This is a genomic window from Cellulosimicrobium sp. NPDC057127, assembly GCF_042670945.1.
Lineage (GTDB): Bacteria > Actinomycetota > Actinomycetes > Actinomycetales > Cellulomonadaceae > Cellulosimicrobium.
In genome coordinates, this window is sequence record NZ_JBHUUP010000007.1 from 124696 (window position 1) to 148913 (window position 24218).

Annotated in this window: 24 protein-coding genes and 1 tRNA gene; 12 read left to right on the forward strand and 13 right to left on the reverse strand. The window is 74.8% G+C overall.

What is annotated here, in order from left to right:
• Positions 1 to 56 precede the first annotated feature (56 nt).
• Positions 57 to 596, forward strand: a complete 540-nt coding sequence (locus ACFTZA_RS09110) for a hypothetical protein (protein WP_378193066.1) — start codon at positions 57 to 59, stop codon at positions 594 to 596.
• A gap of 30 nt (positions 597 to 626) precedes the next feature.
• On the opposite strand, the gene ACFTZA_RS09115 is transcribed toward ACFTZA_RS09110, so the two are convergent.
• Positions 627 to 842 carry a helix-turn-helix domain-containing protein gene (locus ACFTZA_RS09115; RefSeq protein ID WP_378193069.1) on the reverse strand — a complete coding sequence of 72 codons (216 nt, stop codon included), beginning with the start codon at positions 840 to 842 and terminating at the stop codon, positions 627 to 629.
• A gap of 214 nt (positions 843 to 1056) precedes the next feature.
• Between ACFTZA_RS09115 and ACFTZA_RS09120 the strand changes: the two genes are divergently transcribed.
• From ACFTZA_RS09120 to ACFTZA_RS09130, 3 genes are read left to right on the forward strand one after another with little or no spacing between them, the layout of a single operon-like run.
• The gene (locus ACFTZA_RS09120; RefSeq protein WP_378193073.1) at positions 1057 to 1755 is read left to right on the forward strand and encodes a hypothetical protein; all 699 of its coding nucleotides are present in this window, start codon (positions 1057 to 1059) and stop codon (positions 1753 to 1755) included.
• Positions 1752 to 3131: a hypothetical protein gene (locus tag ACFTZA_RS09125; protein ID WP_378193076.1), complete on the forward strand. Its 1380-nt coding sequence runs from the start codon at positions 1752 to 1754 to the stop codon at positions 3129 to 3131. Before ACFTZA_RS09120 ends, ACFTZA_RS09125 begins: the two co-directional genes overlap by 4 nt.
• 4 nt (positions 3132 to 3135) lie before the next feature.
• Positions 3136 to 3669, forward strand: a complete 534-nt coding sequence (locus tag ACFTZA_RS09130; protein ID WP_378193079.1) for a DUF6912 family protein — start codon at positions 3136 to 3138, stop codon at positions 3667 to 3669.
• Positions 3670 to 3709: 40 nt separating this feature from the next.
• Here ACFTZA_RS09130 and hisN read toward each other — a convergent pair whose 3' ends face one another.
• The 4 genes from hisN to ACFTZA_RS09150 all read right to left on the reverse strand — a co-directional run bounded on the left by hisN (position 3710) and on the right by ACFTZA_RS09150 (position 7723).
• Positions 3710 to 4507 carry a histidinol-phosphatase gene (hisN, locus tag ACFTZA_RS09135; RefSeq protein WP_378193083.1) on the reverse strand — a complete coding sequence of 266 codons (798 nt, stop codon included), beginning with the start codon at positions 4505 to 4507 and terminating at the stop codon, positions 3710 to 3712.
• A 37-nt stretch (positions 4508 to 4544) separates the two neighbouring features.
• Positions 4545 to 5594 carry a ribosome small subunit-dependent GTPase A gene (gene rsgA / locus ACFTZA_RS09140; protein ID WP_378193087.1) on the reverse strand — a complete coding sequence of 350 codons (1050 nt, stop codon included), beginning with the start codon at positions 5592 to 5594 and terminating at the stop codon, positions 4545 to 4547.
• Complete coding sequence (gene aroA / locus ACFTZA_RS09145) at positions 5594 to 6961, reverse strand: 3-phosphoshikimate 1-carboxyvinyltransferase (protein ID WP_378193090.1); 1368 nt, start codon at positions 6959 to 6961, stop codon at positions 5594 to 5596. The genes rsgA and aroA overlap by 1 nt, the downstream gene beginning before the upstream one ends.
• Positions 6962 to 7030: 69 nt before the next feature.
• On the reverse strand, positions 7031 to 7723 hold the full coding sequence (locus ACFTZA_RS09150) for a DoxX family protein (RefSeq protein WP_378193093.1): 693 nt from the start codon (positions 7721 to 7723) through the stop codon (positions 7031 to 7033).
• Between the two features lie 288 nt (positions 7724 to 8011).
• On the opposite strand from ACFTZA_RS09150, the gene ACFTZA_RS09155 reads away from it, so the two are divergent.
• Together ACFTZA_RS09155 and rsrA are read left to right on the forward strand one after the other, a co-directional pair.
• Positions 8012 to 8728: a sigma-70 family RNA polymerase sigma factor gene (locus ACFTZA_RS09155; protein ID WP_378193096.1), complete on the forward strand. Its 717-nt coding sequence runs from the start codon at positions 8012 to 8014 to the stop codon at positions 8726 to 8728.
• A complete protein-coding gene (gene rsrA, locus ACFTZA_RS09160) occupies positions 8725 to 9111 on the forward strand; it encodes a mycothiol system anti-sigma-R factor (protein ID WP_378193099.1) in 387 nt (128 codons plus the stop codon). The genes ACFTZA_RS09155 and rsrA overlap by 4 nt, the downstream gene beginning before the upstream one ends.
• 96 nt (positions 9112 to 9207) lie before the next feature.
• Here rsrA and ACFTZA_RS09165 read toward each other — a convergent pair whose 3' ends face one another.
• The gene (locus tag ACFTZA_RS09165) at positions 9208 to 9282 is read right to left on the reverse strand and encodes a 50S ribosomal protein bL37 (RefSeq protein ID WP_099052597.1); all 75 of its coding nucleotides are present in this window, start codon (positions 9280 to 9282) and stop codon (positions 9208 to 9210) included.
• Between the two features lie 254 nt (positions 9283 to 9536).
• On the opposite strand from ACFTZA_RS09165, the gene ACFTZA_RS09170 reads away from it, so the two are divergent.
• Together ACFTZA_RS09170 and ACFTZA_RS09175 are read left to right on the forward strand one after the other, a co-directional pair.
• Positions 9537 to 10133, forward strand: a complete 597-nt coding sequence (locus ACFTZA_RS09170; RefSeq protein WP_378193103.1) for a PadR family transcriptional regulator — start codon at positions 9537 to 9539, stop codon at positions 10131 to 10133.
• 29 nt (positions 10134 to 10162) lie between these two features.
• Entirely contained in the window at positions 10163 to 10978 is an 816-nt protein-coding gene (locus ACFTZA_RS09175; RefSeq protein ID WP_378193107.1) for a DUF4097 family beta strand repeat-containing protein, read from the forward strand.
• Positions 10979 to 10988: 10 nt separating this feature from the next.
• Here ACFTZA_RS09175 and ACFTZA_RS09180 read toward each other — a convergent pair whose 3' ends face one another.
• Positions 10989 to 11612: a GDSL-type esterase/lipase family protein gene (locus ACFTZA_RS09180; RefSeq protein WP_378193110.1), complete on the reverse strand. Its 624-nt coding sequence runs from the start codon at positions 11610 to 11612 to the stop codon at positions 10989 to 10991.
• 55 nt (positions 11613 to 11667) lie between these two features.
• Positions 11668 to 12588, reverse strand: coding sequence for an aldose 1-epimerase family protein (locus ACFTZA_RS09185; protein ID WP_378193114.1), 921 nt, complete (start codon positions 12586 to 12588; stop codon positions 11668 to 11670).
• 108 nt (positions 12589 to 12696) lie between these two features.
• On the opposite strand from ACFTZA_RS09185, the gene ACFTZA_RS09190 reads away from it, so the two are divergent.
• Positions 12697 to 13692, forward strand: coding sequence for an aldo/keto reductase (locus tag ACFTZA_RS09190; RefSeq protein ID WP_378193117.1), 996 nt, complete (start codon positions 12697 to 12699; stop codon positions 13690 to 13692).
• A 65-nt stretch (positions 13693 to 13757) separates the two neighbouring features.
• Here ACFTZA_RS09190 and ACFTZA_RS09195 read toward each other — a convergent pair whose 3' ends face one another.
• From ACFTZA_RS09195 to ACFTZA_RS09205, 3 genes are all read right to left on the reverse strand, one after another.
• Complete coding sequence (locus ACFTZA_RS09195; protein WP_378193282.1) at positions 13758 to 17582, reverse strand: multifunctional oxoglutarate decarboxylase/oxoglutarate dehydrogenase thiamine pyrophosphate-binding subunit/dihydrolipoyllysine-residue succinyltransferase subunit; 3825 nt, start codon at positions 17580 to 17582, stop codon at positions 13758 to 13760.
• Between the two features lie 329 nt (positions 17583 to 17911).
• Positions 17912 to 19054, reverse strand: a complete 1143-nt coding sequence (locus ACFTZA_RS09200) for a sensor histidine kinase (RefSeq protein ID WP_378193120.1) — start codon at positions 19052 to 19054, stop codon at positions 17912 to 17914.
• The gene (locus ACFTZA_RS09205) at positions 19051 to 19842 is read right to left on the reverse strand and encodes a response regulator transcription factor (protein WP_378193123.1); all 792 of its coding nucleotides are present in this window, start codon (positions 19840 to 19842) and stop codon (positions 19051 to 19053) included. The genes ACFTZA_RS09200 and ACFTZA_RS09205 overlap by 4 nt, the downstream gene beginning before the upstream one ends.
• Before the next feature lie 128 nt (positions 19843 to 19970).
• On the opposite strand from ACFTZA_RS09205, the gene ACFTZA_RS09210 reads away from it, so the two are divergent.
• From ACFTZA_RS09210 to ACFTZA_RS09220, 3 genes are all read left to right on the forward strand, one after another.
• Positions 19971 to 21320 carry a hemolysin family protein gene (locus ACFTZA_RS09210; protein ID WP_378193127.1) on the forward strand — a complete coding sequence of 450 codons (1350 nt, stop codon included), beginning with the start codon at positions 19971 to 19973 and terminating at the stop codon, positions 21318 to 21320.
• Complete coding sequence (locus tag ACFTZA_RS09215; RefSeq protein WP_378193130.1) at positions 21317 to 22357, forward strand: hemolysin family protein; 1041 nt, start codon at positions 21317 to 21319, stop codon at positions 22355 to 22357. Before ACFTZA_RS09210 ends, ACFTZA_RS09215 begins: the two co-directional genes overlap by 4 nt.
• 135 nt (positions 22358 to 22492) lie before the next feature.
• On the forward strand, positions 22493 to 23302 hold the full coding sequence (locus tag ACFTZA_RS09220) for a D-alanyl-D-alanine carboxypeptidase family protein (protein ID WP_378193133.1): 810 nt from the start codon (positions 22493 to 22495) through the stop codon (positions 23300 to 23302).
• A 47-nt stretch (positions 23303 to 23349) separates the two neighbouring features.
• Here ACFTZA_RS09220 and ACFTZA_RS09225 read toward each other — a convergent pair whose 3' ends face one another.
• Together ACFTZA_RS09225 and ACFTZA_RS09230 are read right to left on the reverse strand one after the other, a co-directional pair.
• Positions 23350 to 23982 carry a hypothetical protein gene (locus ACFTZA_RS09225; protein WP_378193136.1) on the reverse strand — a complete coding sequence of 211 codons (633 nt, stop codon included), beginning with the start codon at positions 23980 to 23982 and terminating at the stop codon, positions 23350 to 23352.
• 95 nt (positions 23983 to 24077) lie between these two features.
• A tRNA-Arg gene (locus tag ACFTZA_RS09230) sits at positions 24078 to 24150 on the reverse strand.
• Between the last annotated feature and the right edge of the window lie 68 nt (positions 24151 to 24218).

The window sequence follows — 24218 nt, forward strand, 5'->3', positions numbered from 1 at the left end:
ACGCACCTGTGGACGAACCGGACCTCGCGACCGTCGCCACCCGGTACCGTGTGCGCGTGCGATGGGATGCGTTGTTCGACGACCTCGCGGCCCAGCTCGCCGCCGCCGAGCAGGCCGAGGTGACGGACGCCGTCGCCGACCTGACGCGCGCCGAGCTCGCGACCACCACGCTGGTCGAGCGCCTGCGCAGCACCGCGGGGGTCGTCACGCTGGAGCTGCACGACGGCTCGCGCGTCACGGGGCAGCTGCGCGAGGTGGCCCCGGAGTGGTCGCTCGTCGTGGAGCAGGGCCGCCAGCACCTCGTGCCCGCCACCGCCGTCGCGACCCTGACCGGGGTGAGCCGGTTCGCGCGCCCCGACGTCACGGCACGCCCCAGGGGTCTCGGTCTCGGTCACGTGCTCCGCGCCCTCATGCGCGACCGGCTGCCGGTCCAGGTCCGCACGACGGCGGCCGTCCTCCCGGGGTGGATCGCGCGCGTCGGCAAGGACCACCTGGACGTCGAGGCGGGGCCCGGAGCGCACGACGGCGCGCGCGTGGTGCCCTGGTCGGCGCTGCTGTGCGTCAGCGACACCGCGTCCGGCGCGGTGTTCCGATGACGCCGGGGCGTGCCGGGACGCCGGCGGTCCTCAGCTCTCGAGCTCCCCGGCCTCGATGCGCTGACGCGTCTGGGCGTACATGCGCTGGATGTACGCCTCGAGCTCGCTCGCCTCGACGCGCCACTGCCCACGGCCCCCGACCTGGATGGCCGGCAGCTCGCCCGACCGGACGAGCGCGTACGCCTGCGCGGCGGAGATGTTGAGCTCCTCCGTGACGTCGGCGAGGGTGAGGAAGCGCTGAGCCATGGCGCCAGTGTGGCACGCACGCGACCTCTCGCAGCGGTTGTCCACACCCCCTCCCGCGCGGCGCGTCGAGCCGCCACGATGAACCCTGTCGCCACGCCCGGACCCAGCCCGGCCGCGCCTCGGAGCCACCTCGGCGCGCGCCCCGACGGCGCCTCGCCCCGAACCGGGCACCACGCCCCGAACCCATCCCGACACCGACCCCGGAGACACCTCGATGACGACCACCCTGGACCGTTCCCACCGGGACGTGCCCGCCGCCGCCGCGCCGCCCGCCGCGGCCCGACTGCGCCGACCGACCTGGCGGGACCCGCGGCTCCTCGTCGGCGTGGTCGTCGTCGCGCTCTCGGTGGCGCTCGGCTCGTGGGCGGTGAGCGCGGCGGGACGGACCGAAGCCGTGTACGCGGCCGCGGGCGTGCTCACGCCGGGCGACGTGCTCGGCGAGGACGACCTGCGCACCGTCGAGGTCCGCCTCGGGGGCGGGACGCAGGGCTACCTCCTCGTGAGCGACGGGTTCCCGCAGGACGCGGTCGTGCTCCGGACCGTGCACCCGGGTGAGCTCGTGCCCGCGACCGCCCTCGGCGCGGGGGAGGACCTCGCGGTCCGCGCGGTGGCGGTGCCGGTCGCGAGCGGGCTGTCGGACCGGATCGTGGCGGGGGCCGACGTCGACCTGTGGCACGTGCCGCCGGCGCCGGCCGGGACGACGGGGGCCCAGCCGGACGCCGCGGCGGGCGAGCCCGTCCCGCTCGTGCAGGGCGTGACGGTCGCGCAGGTCGACGAGGAGGCCGGGACGTTCGTCGCGGGCGGGCCCGTGACGGTCCACGTCCTCGTCGCCGAGGAGGACCTGCCGGCAGTCCTCGCGGCGGTCGCGGGCGAGGGCTCGATCGCGGTCGTGCCCGTGGGCGGCGCGCGATGAGCGGCGCCACGACCGTCGCGACCGTCCTGTGCGCGGTCCGCGGCCCGCTCGAGGCGGAGGTCGTGACCGCCCTCGACTCGCCGGGGCTGCAGGTCACGCGCCGCTGCGCGGACGTCGTCGAGCTGCGTGCGGCCGCGGCGGCCGGCGCCGGACGCGTCGCGCTCGTGTCGGCCGACTTCCCCGCGCTGGACCGCGAGGCGGTCGGCGACCTGCACGCGCACGGCCTCGCCGTGGTGGCGCTCGCCGCGCCGGGCACCTGGGAGGAGGACCGGGTGCGGGCGCTGGGGGCCGACGTCGTGGTCGACGTCGTGGCGCCGCCCGACGTGCTGTGCGAGACCGTGCGCCGCGCCGTCGTGCGCACAGGGTCGGACGGTGCCGCGCCGCCGGAGCCGGCCGCGCCGGCCGGCACGGCCGCGACGCCCGCCGCGCCGGAGCGTCGTGAGGGCCGGGTCGTGGCGGTGTGGGGGCCGACGGGTGCGCCGGGCCGTACGACGCTGGCGGTCAACCTCGCGGCGGAGCTGGCCGGACCGCCGTCGCCTGCGCGGCGTCGCCCGGCGCGGCGCGACCGACGTACGGCCGAGGTCGACGTCCCGGCCGTCGCGCCCACGGGACCGGAGGCCGCCGTGCTGCTGGTCGACGCCGACACGTACGGCGGTGCGGTCGCCCAGCACCTGGGCATGCTCGACGAGTCCCCGGGCCTCGCGGCGGCCGCGCGCAGCGCCGGCCAGGGCGCGCTCGACGCCACGGGCCTCGTCGCGCTCGCGCCCGAGGTGCTGCCCCGGGTGCAGGTCCTCACCGGCGTGGCCCGCGCGGCACGCTGGCCCGAGCTGCCGGGCACGTCGCTCGACGTCGTGTGGGAGGTGGCGCGCACCGTCGCCGACTGGACGGTCGTCGACTGCGGCTTCGGCATCGAGCGCGACGAGCTGCTCACCTACGACACCCGTGCGCCGCAGCGCAACGGCGCGACGCTCAGCGCGCTCGCGGCCGCGGACGCCGTCGTGGTCGTCGGCGGTGCCGACCCGGTCTCGCTGCAGCGCCTCGTCCGGGCGCTCGACGACCTCGCCGAGACGGGCGCCGCGGCGGGCGCGCTCCGCGTGGTCGTCGTCAACCGCGTCCGCTCGACCGTGGTGGGGCCCCGCCCGGAACGCGCGGTGCGCGAGGCGCTCGCGCGCTACGCCGGCGTCGTGGACGTGCACGCGGTGCCCGAGGACCGCGCGCTCGACACCGCCCTGCGCGAGGGGCGCGCCCTCCACGAGGTCTCGCCCGCAGGGGCGGCGCGCCGGGCGGTCGCCGGTCTCGCCGCGCGCCTGCGCGAGACGGCCCCGGCCCCGCTGGGCGCGGGGGTCGGCGACGCGTCGCCGCAGGCGGCACACTGAGCGCATGCGCATCTACCTGCCTGCCACGCTCGACGAGCTCGACGCCGTCTCCGTCACCGCCGGAGCGGCGCGCTGGACGGTCGCGCCGCGCGCCGCGCACGCGGTGACGACCGCACTCGGCCGCGCGCTGCCCGACGAGGACGAGGAGGGCCTGGAGTACGCGGCGGCCCTCGAGGCGGCCGACGACTCGCTCGCGCTCGTCGCCGCGCGACCGGACGCCCCGCGCCAGCGGCTCGTCGTCACGCTCGAGGTGCCCGACGGCGCGGTGCAGGTCGTCGAGCCGCAGCCCGGTGCCGACGACGAGGACGCGCCCGCCCCGAGCGCCGTGGAGGTCGTGCGGACCGTCCCGGACGTCGCGATCGTGTGCGTGCACGTCGACGAGCCCGCAGCGGCGCCCGACGTCGAGGCCGTGCTCGCCGCGGCCGACGGCGACGGGCCGGAGGCGGACGCGGCGCTCGACGCGGCGCTCGAGCGCGTCACCGAGCGGGACCTGCTCTGGTACGACTGGTCCGAGCTCGGGGACGTGCCGCGCGGCTGAGGGACGGCACGCCGGTCGGCGCGGCATGACGCCGGGCCGGTCAGCCCCCGATGCGGCCCAGCACCTCGTCGTGCAGGTGCCCGTTGGTCGCGACGGCGTTCCCGCCCCACGGCCCGTCGGCGCCGTCGAGCGACGTGAACCGGCCACCGGCCTCGGTGACGATCGGCACGAGCGCCGCCATGTCGTAGAGCTCCAGCTCGGGCTCGGCGGCCGCGTCGACCGCGCCCTCCGCGACGAGCATGTACGACCAGAAGTCGCCGTACCCGCGCGTGCGCCACGCGCCGCGCATCAGGTCGAGGAACGGCTCGAGCCGGCCGAGCTCCTCCCAGCCGTCGAGCGAGGCGTACGCGAACGACGCGTCGCCCCAGTCCGACACGCCGGAGACGTGCAGGCGCGTCGCCGCGGCGAGCGACTTGCCCGTCCACGCGCCGGTTCCCCGCGCCGCCCACCACCGTCGGCCCAGCGCGGGCGCCGAGACCAGCCCCACCACGACCTCGTCGCCGTCGGCGAGCGCGATGAGCGTCGCCCACACGGGGACGCCGCGCACGAAGTTCTTCGTCCCGTCGATCGGGTCGACGATCCAGCGCCGCGAGCCGTGGCCGGTCTCGCCGTACTCCTCGCCGACGATCGCGTCCCGGCCGCGCGCCCGGCCCAGCTGGGCGCGGATGATCTCCTCCGCCGCGCGGTCGGCGTCGCTCACGGGCGTCGCGTCCGGCTTGGTCTCGACGTGCAGGTCGAGGGCCTTGAACCGAGACATGGTGTGCGCGTCGACCTGGTCGGCGATCACGTGGGCGAGGCGCAGGTCGTCGTCGTAGCTCCGCGTCGAGGGGGGCGTCATGGCTCACACCGTAGCGGTGCGGCCGGTCCCGCCCGGCTCAGGCCGCGCCCGTGCGCGACGACAGCACGCGGCGGAAAGACTCCACGCGCGCGGCACGCGCGGCGCGCTCCGTCTCGTCCGACGACGCGGCGACCCAGTCGTCGAGCGCGCAGTCGGGCGCGTCGTCGAGGTGGGTGCACCCGCGCGGGCAGTCCGCCGCCACGGCGTCGAGGTCGTCGAACGCGTGCAGCAGGTGGCCGACCTCGACGTGCGCGAGACCGAACGACCGCACGCCCGGGGTGTCGATGACCCAGCCGCCGCCGGGCAGGCGCAGCGCCACGGCCGACGTCGAGGTGTGGCGGCCACGGCCCGTGACGTCGTTGACGACGCCGGTGGCGCGACCGGCGTCGGGCACGAGGGCGTTGACGAGCGTCGACTTCCCGACCCCCGAGTGGCCGACCAGCACCGACGTGCGGTCGGCCAGCGCGTCGCGCACCGCGTCGACCGGCTCGATCGCCCAGCCGCCCCGCGCGTGCTCGTCCGGCGCCCTGCGCGTCACGACGACCGACACCCCCAGCGGCTCGTACAGCGCGCGCAGGGGAGCGGGGTCCGCGAGGTCGGCCTTGGTGAGGCACAGGAGGACGTCCATGCCGGCGTCGTACGCCGCGACGACGCACCGGTCGATCATGCGCGTGCGCGGCTCCGGCTCCGCGAGCGCCGTGACGACGACCAGCTGGTCCGCGTTCGCCACGATGACGCGCTCGTACGGGTCGGTGTCGTCCGCGGTGCGGCGCAGGACGGAGGAGCGCTCCTGGATGCGCACGATGCGTCCAAGCGTCCCCGCGTCCCCCGTCGCGTCCCCGACGACGTCGACGCGGTCCCCGCACACCACGCGCGTGCGGCCGAGCTCGCGCGCCTTCATCGCGACGACGGTGCGCTCGTCCCCGGTGCCGTCGTCGACCAGCAGCGTGTAGCGACCCCGGTCCACACCGGTCACGAAGCCCGTGACCGCGTCCGCGTGCTCGGGCCGCTGCTTGGTGCGCGGCCGGCTCCCTCGCTTGCCCGGGCGGGCGCGGAAGTCCGACTCGTCGGGCACGCGGCGCGCCATCAGCGGGTCGCCGCCCCCTCGGCCGGCCCGGCGGGTGCCGGGGAGGCCTGCGCGCCGAGCATGCGCGCCCACATCCCGTCGAAGCCGGGCAGCGTCTTCGCGGTGGTCCCCACGTTCTCGACGACGACGCCCGGCACGCGCAGCCCGAGCAGCGCCGCCGAGGTGGCCATGCGGTGGTCGTGGTACGTGCGGAACGTCGCGCCGTGCAGCGGTCGCGGCGTGATGACGAGCCCGTCGCGCGTCTCCTCCGCCCGGCCTCCCAGGCGCGTGATCTCCGCGGCGAGCGCCGCGAGCCGGTCGGTCTCGTGGCCGCGCAGGTGCGCGATGCCGCGCAGCCGGCTGGGGGAGTCGGCGAGGGCGGCGAGCGCGGCGATCGTCGGGGCGAGCTCGCCGGCGGCGTGCAGGTCGACGTCGACGCCGCGGACCTCGCCGGTCCCCGTGACCGTCATGACGCCGTCCTCGAGGTGCGCCGTGCCGCCCATCGCGGTGAGCAGGTCGCCGAGCATCGCACCGGGCTGCGTCGTCGTCGTGGGCCACCCCGGGACGCGCACCGTGCCGCCCGCGACGAGCGCGGCGGCGAGGAACGGCCCGGCGTTGGACAGGTCCGGCTCGACCTGGACGTCGCGCGCGGCGATCGGCCCCGGCTCCACGCGCCAGATGGCGGGACGGGAGTCGTCGACCTCGACGCCGACCTCGCGCAGCACCTCGACCGTCATGTCGATGTGGGGCATGCTCGGCAGCGTCGTGCCGACGTGCCGCAGGGTCAGGCCCTGGTCGTACCGCGCGGCGGCGAGGAGCAGCCCGGAGACGAACTGGCTCGAGGCGGACGCGTCGACGTCGACGGAGCCGCCCCGCACGCGGCCGCGCCCGCGGACCGTGAACGGGAGGGTCGTGGGCGTGCCCGGCCCGTCGCCGGCGACGCCCACGCCGAGCGCGCCGAGGGCGGCGAGCACGGGACCCATGGGGCGCACGCGTGCGCCGGGGTCGCCGTCGAACCGCACGGCGCCGTCCGCGAGCGCGGCCACGGGCGGCAGGAACCGCATCACGGTGCCCGCGAGCCCGCAGTCGACCTCGGCGGGCCCGCGCAGCGGCCCGGGCGCGACGCGCAGCTCGCTCGGCGACGTGCCCTCGGCGACGTCGACGCCGAGGGCACGCAGGCCGGCCGCCATGAGGTCGGCGTCACGGCTGCGCAGCGCGCCGCGCAGGACGCCGGGCCCGTCGGCGAGCGCCGCGAGCACGAGCAGGCGGTTGGTGAGCGACTTCGACCCCGGCACCTCGACCGTCGCGTCGAGCGGTCCGTCCGCCACCGGCGCGGCCCACCCCTCGGGCTCGACGGGGGCGGGGGCGGAGGGGCGCGCGTCGGTCATGGTGCCCAGGCTAGTGGAGCCGTCGCGCGCGGCGACGGGCCACCCGGCCGGCGGACGCGCGCCGTGGGGTCAGGCCGCCTTCGCGCCCGCCGCACGCCTCGCCGCCTTGCCGGCGCCCTTCCCGAGACCCTTCGCGGTGCGCTGGAACCCCTTGGTGGCGCTCTTGGCGCCCTTGGTCCTCCCGGTGACGGTGCCCTTCGCGCCCTTGGCCGCTCCCTTGGCGGTGCCCGCGACGCCCTTGGCGGTCCCCGCCACGCCGTGGGCCGCGCCCTTGGTGCCGGCCACCACCGCGTCCTGCTTCGCGTGGGCGGTGACGGCCAGGTCGTGACGCGCCTTCGCGAGCCGCCACTGCACGCCCGGGCGTCCCTCGTAGTCGGCGCCCGCGATGAGCGCCGCGCCGATGGCGCCGAGGTTCGTGACGAACTTCCGTGTGCGCTCCTGGCGCTCGGGGCCGCGCGTGGTGAACGGCTGGTTCACGACGGCGAGGGGGAGGGTCAGCACGGCGAGCGCGAGCGCCGCGGTGCGCGGCGCCTTGCCGAGCCCGAGGCACAGGCCGGCGACGGCGGTCGCGGCGCCGTGCGCCCGCACGAGGGTGGTGACCTGGGACTCGCTCAGGGACGCGTCGACGCCCGCGGTGCGCTCGACCAGCTCGACGCCGTCACGCGCGGCTCGCACGTGCTCGGTGGGCTTCCGCGCGGTCTGGACGCCCTCGTAGACGAACCAGGAGGCGAGCATGGGCCTCGCGACGTGACGCAGCAGCATCGGATCACTCCTTCGGTAGCGGAAGACTCTCAGCCTGCCGCGACCCCGGCGGCCGCGCCACCCACGGGCACCCGGCGTCGCGACCGGTGCCCTCACGGCGGGAATGGGTGGCGGCAGGTCGTCGTTGCACCACGCGTGACCCTCCTGCTCGACGCCCTGCGAACCGCCGCCCCGGCGGCCCGTCCGGCCACCCCGGACGAGGCCTTCGCCGCGGCCTGGTCCACCCGTCCGTCCCACCGTGGCGCTCCAGCGAACGAGCGGCCCCACGGAGGGCTAGGCTCGTGGACGATGACTGAGCGAACCTCCGAGGGCCCCGACGAGGCGTCGTCGCCGACGCCCGGTGCCGCGCTGCCCGGGCGGAGCGACGGCGCGGCCCCGGCCGACGACGACACGGACACCCACCGCGCGCCCGAGGCGGAGGACGACGCCGCACGCGCCGCGCGGTTCGAGCGCGACGCGCTGCAGTACCTCGACCAGCTCTACTCCGCGGCGCTGCGCATGACGCGCAACCCGTCGGACGCCGAGGACCTCGTGCAGGAGACGTTCGCCAAGGCCTTCGCGGCCTTCCACCAGTACCGGCCGGGCACGAACCTCAAGGCCTGGCTGTACCGGATCCTGACGAACACGTTCATCAACACGTACCGCAAGAAGCAGCGCGAGCCGCAGCAGGCCCAGACGGACGACGTCGAGGACTGGCAGATCGCGCGCGCGGCGTCGCACACGTCGCAGGGGCTGCGCTCCGCCGAGGCGGAGGCCCTCGACCGGCTGCCCGACACGGACGTCAAGCGCGCGCTGCAGGAGCTGCCCGAGGACCGGCGCATGGTCGTGTACTACGCCGACGTCGAGGGCTTCCCGTACAAGGAGATCGCGGAGATCATGGGGACACCGATCGGTACGGTCATGTCCCGCCTGCACCGGGGCAGGCGCCAGCTGCGCGAGCTGCTGGCGGACTACGCCGCGAGACGAGGACTGGTAGGGGCCAAGGCTCCTGGAGGTGAGTCGTGAGCACGTCGGAGCGCTGGGCGCAGGACGCGGGGACCCTGCAGCCGGGAGCGGCGGGGGAGCCGGTGACGCCGATCCCGCACGCCACCGGGGGCGAGTCGGAGTGCGAGCACGCGCTCACGCACCTCTACGAGTACCTGGACTCGGAGATGACGCCGGAGGACGAGCTGCGCATGCGCGCGCACGTCGCCCACTGCTCGCCGTGCCTGGCCGAGCTGAGCATCGAGGAGCTCGTCAAGCGCCTGGTGCGTCGCTCCTGCCACGAGCAGGCGCCGGTGGGCCTGCGCGAGCGCATCCACGCGCAGCTGACGATCATGTCGACGACGACCACGTCCGTCTCGACGACCACCGTCGTGTCGACCACCACGGTCACCGAGCACCGCTGAGCCACCGCGGGCGACCGCCGGCCGACGGCCGAGGCGCCCCCAGCGACGAAGGGCCCGGACCGACGACGTCGGTCCGGGCCCTTCGTGCTGCTCGCCTCAGGCGTTGGGGCGCTTGCCGTGGTTCGCGGCGTTGCCCTTGCGGCTGCGACGCTTGCGTCCGCGCTTGCTCATGGTGATCTCCTAGGTGCTCGGGAGTCGTCGGCGGTGCTGCCGTTCTCGGGCCGGCCGTGCTCGGCGTGCTCGGCGTGCCCGGTCCGCCGACCATCGTCCCACACGCGACCCCTTGCCCGTCCGCAGGACGCGATATATCGTGTCTGACCTGACGCGGTGCGTCGCGAGCGGGCGACGCCCGAGCGCCGGTGACGAGGAGGCGGAGAGCCGATGACCGCTGCCACGCCGCCGCCGGCGGGACGACGAGACTGCTGATGGCCTCCGTCTTCGCGCACGGCCAGCTGCGCCTGTACCTCCTCGCGCTGCTCGCCGCCGGCCCCCGGCACGGCTACGAGCTCATCACCGAGCTCTCGGCGCGGTTCGGCGGCACGTACCGGCCGAGCGCCGGGACGATCTACCCGCGCCTCGCGCGGCTCGAGGCGGACGGGCTCGTGCGCCGCACCGACACCGGGCGCACGGCGACGTACACGCTGACGCCCGCCGGACGTGCCGAGGTCGAGGCCCGGCGTGCCGACCTCGCCGCCCTCGAGCGGGACGTCGCCGCGACCGTGCGACGGCACGCGGAGGCGCTGCGTGCCGACGTGCACGGCACGCTCGACGGGCTGCGGGCCGAGCTCGCGGCGGCCGCGCAGGGCGTGCGCGCCCGCCCGCGCGGCGACGGCACGGCGTCCGGCACCGGCTCGGCCGACCGCCGCGCCGAGGCCGACGTCCTCCTGCGCCGGTTCCGGGACGACCTGCGCTCCGACCTGCGTCGTGCGGCCTCCGCGGACGCGCTCACCGACCTCACGCTCGACACCCTGCGCGCCGTCCTCGACGGCGCACGCCGCGCGGTCCGGGCGACCCTGCCGTGAACCCGCCACCCCACCGAAGGAGACACCGCATGAGCACCGAGTCGTGGACCATCACCGCCCCGCAGGACGTCGACGTCGCCGAGGCGCGCCGCGTCGTCGTCCAGCTGACCGACGGGTCGGTGGACGTCGTCGCCGACCCCGGCCGGGACACCGGCGCGCACGTCGAGGTCACGGAGGTGTCCGGCCGACCGCTGCTCGTCAGCGCGCACGACGGCGAGCTGCACGTCGGCTACGACTTCGCCGGGGTCGAGGGCCTCGTCGACCGCGCCAAGGGCGTGCGCGACAAGGACCGCGCGGTCGTGCGGCTCGTCGTCCCGGCCGGCGTGCCCGTGAAGGTCGGCACCGTCCGCGCCGCGACGGCCGTGACCGGCGCCGCGGGAGACCTGACCGTGACGACGGCGACCGGTCCCGTGCGGGTCCAGGGCAGCACGGGACCGGTCGCCGTCCGGTCGGCGTCCGCCGCGGTCGAGGTCGCCGAGCACGTCGGTGACGCGCGCGTCAGCACCGCGTCGGGCGCGGTCACGATCACCGGGTCGCTCGGCCGCGTGTCGGTGAGCACCGTGACGGGCGCCGTCGAGGTGGTCGCCCGCGAGAGCACCCCCCTCGTCGACGCGCGCACCGTCTCCGGCGACGTCGGCGTGCGCCTCGGCGCGGCCACGCCCGTGAACGTCCGGGCGCGCAGCGTCACCGGGACCGTCTCGCTCGACGGGGTGCGCCTGCAGAGCTCGGCCCGGCGCACGACGACGGTCGACCACGCCGACCGGCCCGCCGAGCAGCCCGGGGTCGGCGCGGCGTACGTGTCCACGAGCACCGTGTCCGGGGACCTCGCGGTCTCGCGCGCCTGACAGGGCCCCGTCAGGCGGTGTCGTCGGGCAGGCCCAGCCACGCGTGCCAGCCCGTGTGCAGCACGAGCCAGGCCATGAGGCCGTAGCCCGCCTGCCCGGGGTAGCCGTCGCCGCTCTGCGCGAGGTCCGCGAGCCACTGCTCGTGCGTGACGAGCGGGCTGAACGTGTCGACGTAGGGCACGCGCCGCCGGTTCGCGACGTCCGCGAACGCGTTCGACAGCTCGGCGAGCCGGTCCGCGTCCTGGGGACGCCCCGGCGGCGGCCCGACGACGAACACGGGCAGCCGCCGGGACTCGGCCACGTCGAGCACGTTGGCGAGGTTGAGGCGCGAGCGTGCGACCGAGAGGCCGGCGTCGAGGTCGTGGCGGCCGAGACCGATGACGAGGCGGTTGTCCGCGTCCGGCTCGGGCGAGAAGCGCCGCGCCGTCTCGACCTCCCAGCGCTGGCTCAGCGCGGTGGTCGTCTCGCCGGGGATCGCGAGCGGGAAGACGTGCGCCGGCCGCGGGAAGCGGGTGCGCGCGACGACGCGCCCCGCCCACCCCAGGGCCTTGGCGTCCCCGACGCCGGCGCTCAGCTCGTCGCCGACGACGCAGATCCGAACTTCTCGCTGTGCCGCGTCCTCCACACGCGCCATTGTCCCCGACGCCGCGAGCGGCAGGCCAACCCGTCCGGTTCGTCCGGCGTGTCGGTCAGGACCGCAGGAGCGTGGCGCCCCACGTGACCTCGTGCGTGTCGCCGGGCGCGAGGCGCACGAGCCGGTCGCCGGTGCGGAACGCGTCGGCGATGCAGCTCATGGGCTCCGCCGCGACGCCGGAGCGCCGGAACGCCACGTCGCCCACGTGGTCGCCCGTGCAGATCTGCCACGTGTCCATCGAGCGGTCCATCCAGACGGCGGCCGTGCTGCCGTCGGGAGCGCCCAGACGGATCCACGACAGGCCCGCGTCGTCGCGGGTCACGTCCACGTACGCGTCGTCGAGGTCGACGCCGCGCAGCGAGCGCGTCTCGCGCAGGTCGTACGCTCCCGCGACCGGCTCGGTGCCGGTGGGCAGCAGCCGGTCGTCCGTCGTGACGCGTGACGTCGCGTCGAGGCGGATCGTGCAGTCGTCGAGGTCGGCGCCGTCGGGCGAGAGCCACGGGTGGAAGCCCACCCCGTACGGCGCGGTGCCGCGGCCGGCGTTGGTCGTGCGCACGTGCACGCGCAGCCCGTCGTCGTCGAGCGAGTACGTGACGCGGGAGACGAGCGCGAACGGGTAGCCGGGCGTGGGGACGAGCCGCAGCTCGAGGGAGACCGTCGCGGCCTCGTGCTCGACGACCTGCCAGCGCTGCCAGCACGCGAGGCCGTGCAGGGCGGTGCTGCGTCGGAACTCGGTCACGGGCACCTGGTAGGACGTGCCGTCGATCTCGTACTGCCCGTCGCGCAGGCGGTTCGGCCACGGCAGGAGGACGGCTCCGTTGAAGGCGGGGGAGACCTCGTCCTCGGCGAACGGCACGAAGACGGGACGACCCGCGACGGCGTACTCGCGCACCGCCGCCCCGACCTCGGTGATCGTGGCGACGTGGTCGCCGTGGACGATGCGCAGCTGGGCGCCGGAGGGAGCGTCGGTGTTCACGCCCACATACGCTACTCGGCGTTGCGGGGTGCACGTCCGGCGTCCGCCCGTCAGACTCGGGGCCGGGGCGCGTGCACCATCGCGTCCGTGGCAGCACGAGGAGGAACGATGGAACGACGGGTGCTCGGACGCACGGGACGTCTCGTCTCGGTGGTGGGGCTGGGGACGTGGCAGCTCGGCGCCGACTGGGGAGACGTCGACGAGGACGACGCCCGTGCGGTGCTCGACGCGTCGGTCGAGGCGGGCGTCACGTTCTTCGACACCGCGGACGTCTACGGGGACGGCCGCAGCGAGCAGGTCATCGGCGCCTACCTCGCCGACAACCCGGGGCACCCGGTGACGGTCGCCACGAAGATGGGCCGGCGCGGACCGCAGGACCCGGAGAGCTTCACGCTCGCGGCGTTCCGCGAGTGGACCGACCGCTCGCGCCGCAACCTGCGCACCGAGCGTCTCGACCTCGTGCAGCTGCACACGCCGCCGACGGCGGTCTTCTCGCGCGACGAGGTCTACGACGCCCTGGACACCCTCGTCGCCGAGGGCGCGATCGCGTCCTACGGCGTGAGCGTCGAGACGGTCGACGAGGCGCTCACCGCGATCGCCCGGCCGAACGTCGCGAGCGTCCAGATCATCCTCAACGCGTTCCGGCTGAAGCCTCTCGACGCGGTGCTCCCGGCCGCGTCCGACGCCGGGGTGGGCATCATCGCCCGGGTCCCGCTCGCCTCCGGCCTGCTCTCCGGCCGGTACACGCGCGAGACGACGTTCGCCGAGGACGACCACCGCACCTACAACCGCGACGGCAGCGCGTTCGACGTCGGGGAGACGTTCTCGGGGGTCGACTACGAGACGGGCGTGCGGGCCGCCGAGGACTTCACGGCCCTCGTGCACGACACCCTGGGAGAGACCCTCACCCCCGCCCAGGCCGCGATCGCGTGGGTGTGGCAGCAGCCCGGCGTGTCCACGGTCATCCCCGGGGCGCGCAACGCCGACCAGGCGCGTGCCAACGCGGGCGCGGGCTCGGCCGACGTGCTCGGCCCGCTGTTCGCGTCCGGCGTGCGCGAGATCTACGACACCTACCTGCGCGAGAAGATCCACGACCGCTGGTGAGCCGCTGACGACGAAGGCCTCCTCCCGGACGGGAGGAGGCCTTCGTCGTGCTCAGGGAGCCGCGGTCAGCGCGTGAACGCCTGCTCGAGGAGCACCGCCTGCTCGGCCTGGTGCTTCTTCGCCGTACCGGCGGCCGTGGAGGCCGACGCGGGGCGGGAGACGACGCGCACGCGCGGCAGGTCGTCCGGCAGGTTGATGTGGATGAAGGACCACGCCCCCTGGTTCTCGGGCTCGTCCTGCACCCACACGACCTCGGCGTCGCCGTACCGCGCGATCTCGGCACGGATCGCCTCGACGTCGAGCGGGTAGAGCTGCTCGAGCCGCACGATCGCCGTGGCGTCGTCACCGCGCTTGGTGCGCTCGGCGAGCAGGTCGTAGTAGACGCGGCCCGTGCAGAGCAGCACGCGGTCCACCTTCGCCGGGTCCGTCGACGCGTCCCCGATCACCGGCCGGAACGTGCCCTGCGTGAACTCCTCCACGGGCGAGGCGGCCGCCTTGAGGCGCAGCAGCTGCTTCGGCGTGAAGACGACGAGGGGACGGCGCGGGCGGTCGTACGCCTGGCGGCGCAGCAGGTGGAAGTACGACGCGGGGGTCGACGGCTGGGCGACCGTCACGTTCTCCTCGGCGGCGAGCTGGAGGAACCGCTCGATGCGTGCCGACGAGTGGTCCGGTCCCTGCCCCTCGTACCCGTGCGGCAGGAGCATGACGACGGACGAGTACTGGCCCCACTTCTGCTCGGCCGACGAGATGAACTCGTCGATGACCGTCTGGGCGCCGTTGACGAAGTCGCCGAACTGGGCCTCCCAGAGGACGAGCGCGTCCGGGCGCTCGACGGAGTACCCGTACTCGAACCCGAGCGCCGCGTACTCCGAGAGCGAGGAGTCGTAGACCCAGAACTTCGCCTGGTCCGCCGAGAGGTAGAGCAGCGGCGTCCACTCGGCGCCCGTCTCGCGGTCGTGCAGCACCGCGTGGCGCTGCACGAACGTGCCGCGGCGCGAGTCCTGGCCGGCGAGGCGCACCGGGGTGCCCTCCATGAGCAGGGAGCCGAAGGCGACGAGCTCGCCGAAGCCCCAGTCGATGCCGCCCTCGACGGCCATCTGCCGGCGCTTCTCGAGGAGCTGCGCGAGCTTGGGGTGCACGGTGAAGCCCTCGGGCGGCGCGACGTGCACCTGTCCGATGCGCTCGACGACGGACGCGTCGACAGCGGTGCGCCAGCCGACCATCGTGCCGGCGTCCTCACGCTGGGACTCCGGACGCTCCAGGCCGGCGACGGGCTCGGACGAGGCGGGAGGCGTCCAGCCGCCCTCCTTCGTCTCGGTGAACACCCGCTCGAGCTGGGCCTGGTAGTCCTGCAGGACGTGCTCGGCCTCCTCGAGCGTGATGTCCCCGCGGGCGACGAGGTTCTCCGTGTAGAGCTTGCGGACGGAGCGCTTCGCCTCGATGAGGTTGTACATGAGCGGCTGCGTCATCGACGGGTCGTCGCCCTCGTTGTGCCCGCGGCGGCGGTAGCAGATGAGGTCGATGATGACGTCGCGGTCGAACTGCTCGCGGAACGCGAACGCCAGCTCGGCCACGCGCACGCAGGCTTCCGGGTCGTCGCCGTTCACGTGGAAGATCGGGACCTGGTAGCCCTTGGCCACGTCGGTCGCGTACGTCGTCGAGCGCGACGACGAGGGCCCGGTGGTGAAGCCGACCTGGTTGTTGACGACCAGGTGGACCGTGCCGCCCGTGCGGTACCCGCGCAGCTGCGCGAGGTTGAGCACCTCGGGGACGACACCCTGACCGGCGAACGCCGCGTCGCCGTGGATGAGGATGGGCAGCACCGAGAAGCCGTCGCCGCCGAGGTCGATGCGGTCCTGCTTCGCGCGCACGATGCCCTCGAGCACGGGATCGACCGCCTCGAGGTGCGACGGGTTCGCCGCGAGGTACACCTTGGTCGTGGCACCCGACTCGGCGGTGAACGTGCCCTCCGTGCCGAGGTGGTACTTCACGTCGCCCGAGCCCTGCACGCTCTTGGGGTCGAGGTTGCCCTCGAACTCCGCGAAGATCTGCGCGTAGCTCTTGCCCGCGATGTTCGCGAGCACGTTCAGGCGCCCGCGGTGCGCCATGCCGATGCCGACCTCGTCCAGCCCGTTCTCGGCGGCCTTCGACAGGATCGCGTCGAGCAGCGGGATGAGGGACTCGCCGCCCTCGAGCGAGAAGCGCTTCTGCCCGACGAACTTCGTTTGGAGGAACGTCTCGAACGCCTCGGCGGAGTTCAGGCGGCGCAGGATGCGCAGCTGGTCCTCGCGCGGGGTGCGGGCGTAGCCGGACTCGAGGCGCTCCTGCAGCCACTTGCGCTGCGCGCGGTCCGCGAGGTGCATGTACTCGACGCCGACCGTGCGGCAGTACGAGTCGCGCAGCAGGCCGAGCACGTCGCGCAGCGACGACTTCTGCTTGCCGCCGAACCCGCCCGTCGGGAAGGTGCGGTCCAGGTCCCACAGCGTGAGGCCGTGGTTCTGGATGTCGAGGTCGCCGTGCTTGCGCTGGCGGTACGCGAGCGGGTCGGTGTCCGCCATGAGGTGCCCGCGCGAGCGGTAGGAGTGGATCAGCTCGGCGATCTTCGCCGGCTTCGCCGCCTCGATCTCCGCGTCCGTCGTGTTGTCGCGGACCCAGCGCACCGGCTCGTACGGGATGCGCAGCGCCGCGAACACGCGGTCGTAGAAGCCGTCCTCGCCGATGAGCTTGTTCGACAGGATGCGCAGGAACTCGCCCGACTGCGCGCCCTGGATGATCCGGTGGTCGTAGGTCGACGTGATCGTCAGGACCTTCGAGATGCCGAGGCGGGCGAGGCGCTCGGTCGAGGCCCCGGCGAACTCCGCCGGGTAGTCCATCGCGCCGACGCCGATGATCGTGCCCTGGCCCTGCATGAGGCGCGGCACGGAGTGGACGGTGCCGATGCCGCCGGGGTTGGTCAGCGAGATCGTGGTGCCCGCGAAGTCGTCGACGCCGAGCTTGTTCCCGCGCGCGCGGCGCACGAGGTCCTCGTACCCTGACCAGAACTGCGCGAAGTCCATCGTCTCGGCCTTCTTGATGCTCGGGACGAGGAGCTGGCGCGAGCCGTCGGGCTTGGCGAGGTCGATCGCGAGGCCGAAGTTCACGTGCGCGGGCTGGTTGACGGCCGGCTTGCCGTCGAGCTCGGTGTAGCTCGCGTTCATCACCGGCATGTCGGCGAGCGCCTCCACCAGCGCGAAGCCGATGAGGTGCGTGAAGGAGATCTTGCCGCCGCGGCCGCGCGCGAGGTGGTTGTTGATGACGATCCGGTTGTCGACCATGAGCTTGGCCGGCACGGCGCGCACGGACGTCGCCGTCGGCACCTGCAGGCTCGACTCCATGTTCGTCACGACGCGCGCCGCGGGGCCGCGGAGCTTCTGCACGTCGTCGACGGGCTCGCCCTCGTCGCTCGCCGCGCCCGGGACCTTGCGCGCGGGGACCTGCGCGTAGGGGGCGGTCGCGGGCTGCGCCGTCGCGACCGGCTCGGCGGCGCGCACGGCCTCGGCCGCCGCGTTCACCTCGGGGTCCGCGGGCAGCGTCCTCGGCCGGACGGGCTGGGTGGCCTCGGCGGCCGCGGAGCCGTCGGTCACCGCGGCCTGGCGGGCCGGCTGGGCCTTCCGACCGGCGTCCTCCTGCGGGGGAGCGGCCGGAGCGCTCGCGCGCGCGGCGCCGTTCGTCGGGGACCCGGGACGGTCCGACGCGGTCGCCGCGTCGTCCTCCCCGTCCTCCGCCGGCCGGTAGTCCTCGAAGAAGTCCCACCACGCGGGGTCCACCGCGTGCTTGTCCTGGAGGTACTGCTCGTAGAGCTCGTCGACGAGCCACTCGTTCGCTCCGAACACGGAGCTTGCGTCGCTGATCGCCTCTGACTCAGCCTTCGGGGACACGCGCGGATCGCCCACTTTCACCACAGGTCGCTGTCGGTCGCAGTCGTGTCGGCACGTGTCGACGAGACGGCGGCGCGCCCCGGCACAGACTCGTCCGGTAGTCCTCCGGACCTCTCCAGCGTATGCCCTCGGGCGCCCGCTCGACCGTCGCCACGAGGGTCGTCCGGGGTGAGGTCTGCTCCGACGTCTGGCCGAGGCAAACGGGGTGCAACGACCGTGCTGTCTGCGAGCAAGATCCCGGATTCCCAGGCCATCGCCGGGTATCTCGGCACCTCGGTGTGACGGATATCACTGCGGGTCGGTCAGGTGCCGCCGTCCGGGTCGGCGTCCTCGCCAGCGGGCACCACGTGCGGTCGCGCGGGCAGCGTCACACGCATCGTCGCGCCGTGCCGCGAGTCCGCCACCTCGACGCGACCCCCGTGCAGGTCCACCGCCCAGCGGACGATCGCGAGGCCGATGCCGGTCCCGCCCGTCGTGGAACCGGGCACCGCGTGCGACCCCGTCGCGCTCGCGCGCGCGAAGCGCTCGAAGATGCGCTCGCGGTCCTCCTTCGCGATGCCCGGGCCGTCGTCCACGACCTCGAGGACGACGTCGTCGTCGACCGGGTAGGCCTCGAGCCGGATCTCCCCGCCGTGGGGGGAGTGCCGGATCGCGTTCTGCAGGAGGTTCACCACGACCTGGTGCAGGCGCTCCCGGTCCGCCTCGAGGACGAGGTCGGGCGGGGTCACGTCGACGACGTACCGCAGCCCCTTCGCGGCGTCGACCATCGACACGGCCTCGGCGTTCTCCTCGAGGAAGTCGCCGACGTCGATCTCGGTGATGTTGAGGTCGGCCGCACCGGCCTCGAGGCGCGAGAGGTCGAGCAGGTACGCGACCAGGCGGGTCAGGCGCTCCGTCTGGGCGAGGGCCATCTCCATCGTCGCCGGCGTGGGCTCCGTGACGCCGTCGACGACGTTCTCCAGCTGCGCCTGGAGCGCCGCCACGGGCGTGCGCAGCTCGTGCGACACGTTCGCGATGAGCTCCCGCCGCACCTGGTCGCTCGTCGCGAGGTCCTCGGCCATGACGTTGAAGGCGACGGCGAGCTGGCCCACCTCGTCCCGGCTCGTGGCGCGCACGCGGCGGCTGTAGTCGCCGTCGGCCATCGCGCGCGCGGCGGCCGTCATGTCGCGCAGCGGTGACGTCATGCCGCGCGCGAGGACCTGCGTCAGCAGGAGCGACAGGACGATCGCGAGCGGGAACGTGCGCGACGGCCCCAGCTGGTTCTGCAGCCCGATCCACGTGATGAGCACCGCGAGCGTGACCGTCGCGGCGACGAGCACCCCGAGCTTGATCTTGAGCGACCGCAGCGAGTCGAGCGGGCGCACGTCCGGCAGGTGCGGTCGCCGGGCGTACGTGCGGTGGGTCGGGGTGCCGGCCCGGTCCGGACCGTCGGGGGACGACGTCATCCTGCGGGCGGCTCGAACGCGTAGCCCACGCCGTGCACGGTGCGGATGAGGTCCGCCCCGAGCTTGCGGCGCAGCGCCTTGATGTGCGAGTCGACGGTGCGGGTCCCGCTGGCGTCGGCCCAGTCCCAGACCTCGGCGAGCAGGCGCTCCCGGGTGAGCACCGTCCTCGGGGAGCTCGCGAGCATGACGAGCAGCTCGAACTCCGTCGGCGTCAGGTGCACCTCCTCGCCGGAGCGGTGGACGCGGCGCTGCGCCTTGTCGATCGTCACGTCGCCCACGACCATCGGCGGCTCGGTCGGCGTCGCGTTCACGGCCTGGGCGGCGCGGTCCACGCGGCGCAGCAGCGCCTTGAGCCGCGCGACGAGCTCGCGCATCGAGAACGGCTTCGTCATGTAGTCGTCCGCGCCCACGCCGAGCCCGATGAGCATGTCGGTCTCGTCGTCGCGCGCCGTGAGCATGAGGATCGGCACGGGCTGCTCGGCCTGGATGCGCCGCGTCACCTCGAGCCCGTCGATGCCCGGGAGCATGACGTCGAGCACGATGACGTCCGGCCGCAGGCGGTGCGCGGCGTCCACGCCCGACAGTCCGTCGCGCGCGACCTCGACGCGCCAGCCCTCCGCGCTGAGCCGCTGGGCGATGGCCGTGGCGATCGCCGGCTCGTCCTCGACGACGAGGACCGTGGCGGTCTGCTGGCCCGGCTGACCTGCGGGCGGGGCGGGGGTCCGGCTCGCCGCCGTGCCTGCACCCGCACCGGTGGGGTATGCGCTCGCTGACCTCGGATCTGCCATGGGATACAGCCTGGCACACGTCGGCCCAGGTCGGACGGATATCCGCAGGGCCCCCGTGCGGACCCGCCCACGGTCGCTAGCATCGTGCGCACGATGAGCAGCAGCGGTCGATATCGGTGGAGCACCTCGTGCTAGGCGACTGGGTGATGGTCGCGCTCGGGGTGCTCCTCACAGCAGGTACCGCCGTCTTCGTGGCGAGCGAGTTCTCCCTGGTCACGCTCGACCCCGGCGTGGTGGGTGCGGGCGACGACGAGGAGGGGGACAGACCCGGGCGCGGCGGCGACCGGCGCGACCGCAGCGTCCGTGCAGGCCTGCGCCACCTGTCGACCGAGCTGAGCTCGGCGCAGGTCGGGATCACCATCACCACGATCCTCCTCGGCTACACCGCCCAGCCGGCGCTGCTGTCGCTGGTCGGCGGCGCGCTCGGCCGCACGGCGCTGGGCGAGACGGTCGCCGCCGTGCTGGCCGGGGTCCTCGCGCTCGTCCTGGTGAACCTGTTCTCCATGCTGTTCGGCGAGCTGATCCCGAAGAACTACGCGCTCAGCGCGCCGTACGCGACCGCGCGCCAGGTGGTGCCGCTCCAGCGGCAGTTCACGCGGCTGTTCCGCCCCGTGGTCGTGGTGCTCAACGGGTCCGCGAACGCGATCCTGCGCCGCGTCGGGGTCGAGCCGCGCGAGGAGCTGTCGGGCGCCCGGTCCGCGTCGGAGCTCGCGTCCCTCGTGCGCCGCTCGGCCGCGGAGGGCACGCTCGACGTCTCCGTCGCGACCCTGCTGACGAACTCGATCGAGCTCGAGCAGCTCTCCGCGGTCGACGTCATGACCGACCGCATGCGCATGGTCGTCGTCGGGCGCGACGCGACCGCGGCCGACGTCGTCGACGCCGCGCGCCGGACGGGTCACTCCCGCTTCCCGGTCATCGGCGACGACCGCGACGACGTCGTGGGGCTCGTGCACCTGCGACGCGCCGTGGCGGTGCCGCACGACCGCCGCGACGAGGTCCCTGCCGCCGCGCTCATGGTCGACGCACCTCGCGTCCCCGAGACCGTCCGGCTCGGGCCGCTGCTCGTCGAGCTGCGCGGCCTCGGGCTGCAGATGGCGGTCGTCGTCGACGAGTACGGCGGCACGTCGGGCGTCGTGACGCTCGAGGACGTCGTCGAGGAGCTCGTGGGCGACGTCGCCGACGAGCACGACCCGCGGCGCGCGGGGGCCGCCCGGCGCGCCGACGGCTCCTGGCTCGTGCCCGGCGTCATGCGCCCCGACGAGCTCACCGAGGTGACGGGCCTGCACGTCCCGGACGACGGCGCGTACGAGACGCTCGGGGGCCTCGTCATGTCCCGGCTCGGGCGGGTGCCCGAGCCCGGCGACGAGGTCCGCGTCGGGCGGGGCGGGGACCGGGTGGCCGTGCGCGTCGAGGCCATGGAGGGCCGGCGCGTCGAGCGGGTCGGGGTGCGCGCGGTCCCCGAGGAGGCGGCGCGATGAGCTCGACGACGGCCCTGCTCGTGGGCCTGCTGCTGCTCGCCGGGAACGCGTTCTTCGTCGGCGCCGAGTTCGCGGTCATCTCGGCCCGCCGCTCCGCGATCGAGCCGCGGGCCGCGCAGGGGGACCGGCGCGCGCAGACGGTGCTGTGGGCCATGGAGCACGTGTCGCTCATGCTCGCGTGCGCGCAGCTCGGCGTGACGGTCTGCTCGACCGGGCTCGGGATCGTCGCCGAGCCGGCTCTCGCGCACCTCGTCGAGGAGCCGCTGCACGCGCTCGGCGTGAGCACCGCCCTCGCGCACCCGATCGCCTTCGTCCTCGCGCTCTCGGTCGTCGTGTACCTGCACGTCGTGCTCGGCGAGATGGTGCCGAAGAACCTCGCGGTCGCGGGGCCGGACGCGGCGGTGATGTGGTTCGGCCCGCCGCTCGTGTGGATCGGCCGGGCCCTGCGGCCCGTGATCGGCGCGCTCAACTGGCTCGCCAACCACGTGGTGCGCGCGACGGGCGTCGAGCCGCGCGACGAGGTGGCGTCCGCGTTCACCGCCGAGGAGGTGCAGTCCATCGTCGAGCGGTCGCAGGCCGAGGGGGTGCTGCGCGACGAGCAGGGGCTGCTCTCGGGGGCGATCGAGTTCTCCGAGCGGACGGCGGCGGACGTCATGGTCCCCGTGGCGCGGCTCGTCACGCTCGCCGAGGGCTGCACGCCCGACGACGTGGAGCGCCTCGTCGCCCGGACGGGCTTCTCCCGGTTCCCGGTCGTGGACGCGGACGGAGCGCTGGCGGGCTACCTGCACGTCAAGGACGTCCTCTACGCGGACGAGGCGACGCGGGGGCGCCCGGTGCCGGGATGGCGGGTGCGCGCGCTCGCGGTGGCGGCGCCCGGCGACGAGGTCGAGGACGCGCTGCGCGCGATGCAGCGCTCCGGGGCGCACCTCGCGCGCGTCGACGGCGCGGACGGCACGCGTGGCGTGGTCTTCCTCGAGGACATCCTGGAGGAGCTCGTGGGCGAGGTGCGCGACGCGATGCAGCGCCGCCCGTACTGACCGCCGGGCGACGTCTTACACGGCTGTGAGCAGCGGACTTGGAAACGTCCGAGTGCTTCGTTACTGTTCCGTGATTGATCGGCCCGTGAGGGCTGGTCCCAGGGGCGGTCAGGAACGTGGAGAGGCAGGTGGCGGGTGGAGTCGCAGGAGTCCGGCACCCCCGTCCTCGAGTCCCGTCGGGCCCGTCGCGAGGCCGAGCAGGGCACGCGTCGTTCGCGCCGCACCCCGGCCCAGGTCACGGGCGCGCACCGCTGGGCCCCGCGCATGGCGGTCCTGAGCACGCTCGCCGTCGCGACGATCGCGATGCCCCTGTCCGCGGGCGCGGACGACGGCTCCGGCGGCGCGACGCCGTTCGACGCCGAGCGCGGGCCCGCCGGTCCGAGCGCGCTCGACCTGGCCACGGCGGCGTCGACCGCACCGGCCGTGTCGGAGAGCGTCGCCGCCGCCCCGCGCGTCGAGCGGACATCCGCCGCGTCCCGGTCGTTCGACCGTGAGCCGCTCCCCGGGTGCGACCCCACCGTCCGACCCTCGGGCTCGAACGGCAACCTCGACCCGCACGGGCTGTGCGAGCTGTGGCAGCCGGGCGACTTCCTGCGGCCCGACGCCGCGGTCGCGCTGTCGGCGCTCAACGAGGCGTTCCGCGCGAACTTCGGCCGCGACCTGTGCCTCGTCTCCTCCTACCGCACGCTGTCCACCCAGGTGTCGCTCAAGGGCACCCGTGGCGCGTTCGCCGCACGGCCGGGCACCTCGATGCACGGCTGGGGGCTCGCCATCGACCTGTGCTCGATCGAGACCGGGTCGCGCGAGGTGTACGCGTGGCTGAACGAGAACGGCACCACGTACGGCTGGGCGAACCCGCCGTGGGCCAAGCGAGGCGGCGGTGGCGCCTACGAGCCGTGGCACTTCGAGTTCACGCAGGGTGTCGAGGAGATGGGCGGGGCCTGAGGCCCGTCGCCCGTTCTCGGGCCCTGCGCGCCGGACCCTGAGCCGTCCTACGGTCCCTGGAGCCGCTCGTTGCGGCCGAAGCCCTGGAGGAACCGCGGGCCGGACGCGGCGAGCTCGGCCTCGTAGCCGGCACGCCAGCGGGAGTACGGCCGGTTCGCGAGCGCGTCGTTGGAGAACCGCGCGTCGTCGGTGAGCTCGGTGACGCAGAACGTCGGGATCTGCAGGTCCGTGACCGGCCCCGACCGCTCGCACTCCGCCACGACCAGCGGGTGGTTCGCCCCGCCGAAGACGTCGACGACCCAGCCGTCGTCGCCCAGCCACACGGACCACCGGGTCTTGGCGATGCGTGCACCCCCGCGGCGGATCGTCTGCAGTCCCACGCCGGTGTCGACGACCCGTTCGGCCTCGTACCGCGTGCCTCCCGCCATGGGGCCCTTGACCGTCAGGGTGCACAGGTCGACCGCGGACGCGTACCGCTCGAGGAGGGCGGCCGGGTCGGTCCCGGCGTCCATGGGTGCGTCCACCCCGGGGGCGGTGGCGCGCAGGCGAAGCGCGTAGCCCTCGTCGGCGAGGAAGTAGCTCTGGACGACGAGCGCCGGTGCGTCGCGCAGCGTGGCGGGAAGGTCGCGCACGAGGAACCGGCGCTCGAACTCGAAGTCGCCGTAGCCGCCGTCGGTCATGAGGCCACCGTAGCGAAGGTGGCGAGGGCGCGGGTGCCCAGCGCTGGCGCGCGGAGGCCGCCTCCACCGCAGGAGGCGGCGTGTGCCGGGAGAGGTGCCCTCGATAGGATTCGAACCTACGACCTTCTGCTCCGGAGGCAGACGCTCTATCCACTGAGCTACGAGGGCGTGCGCACCGCTGCGTCGCGTCGGCGAGACGCGACCGCTGGGCGCGAGGCACGAGACTACCAGCACGC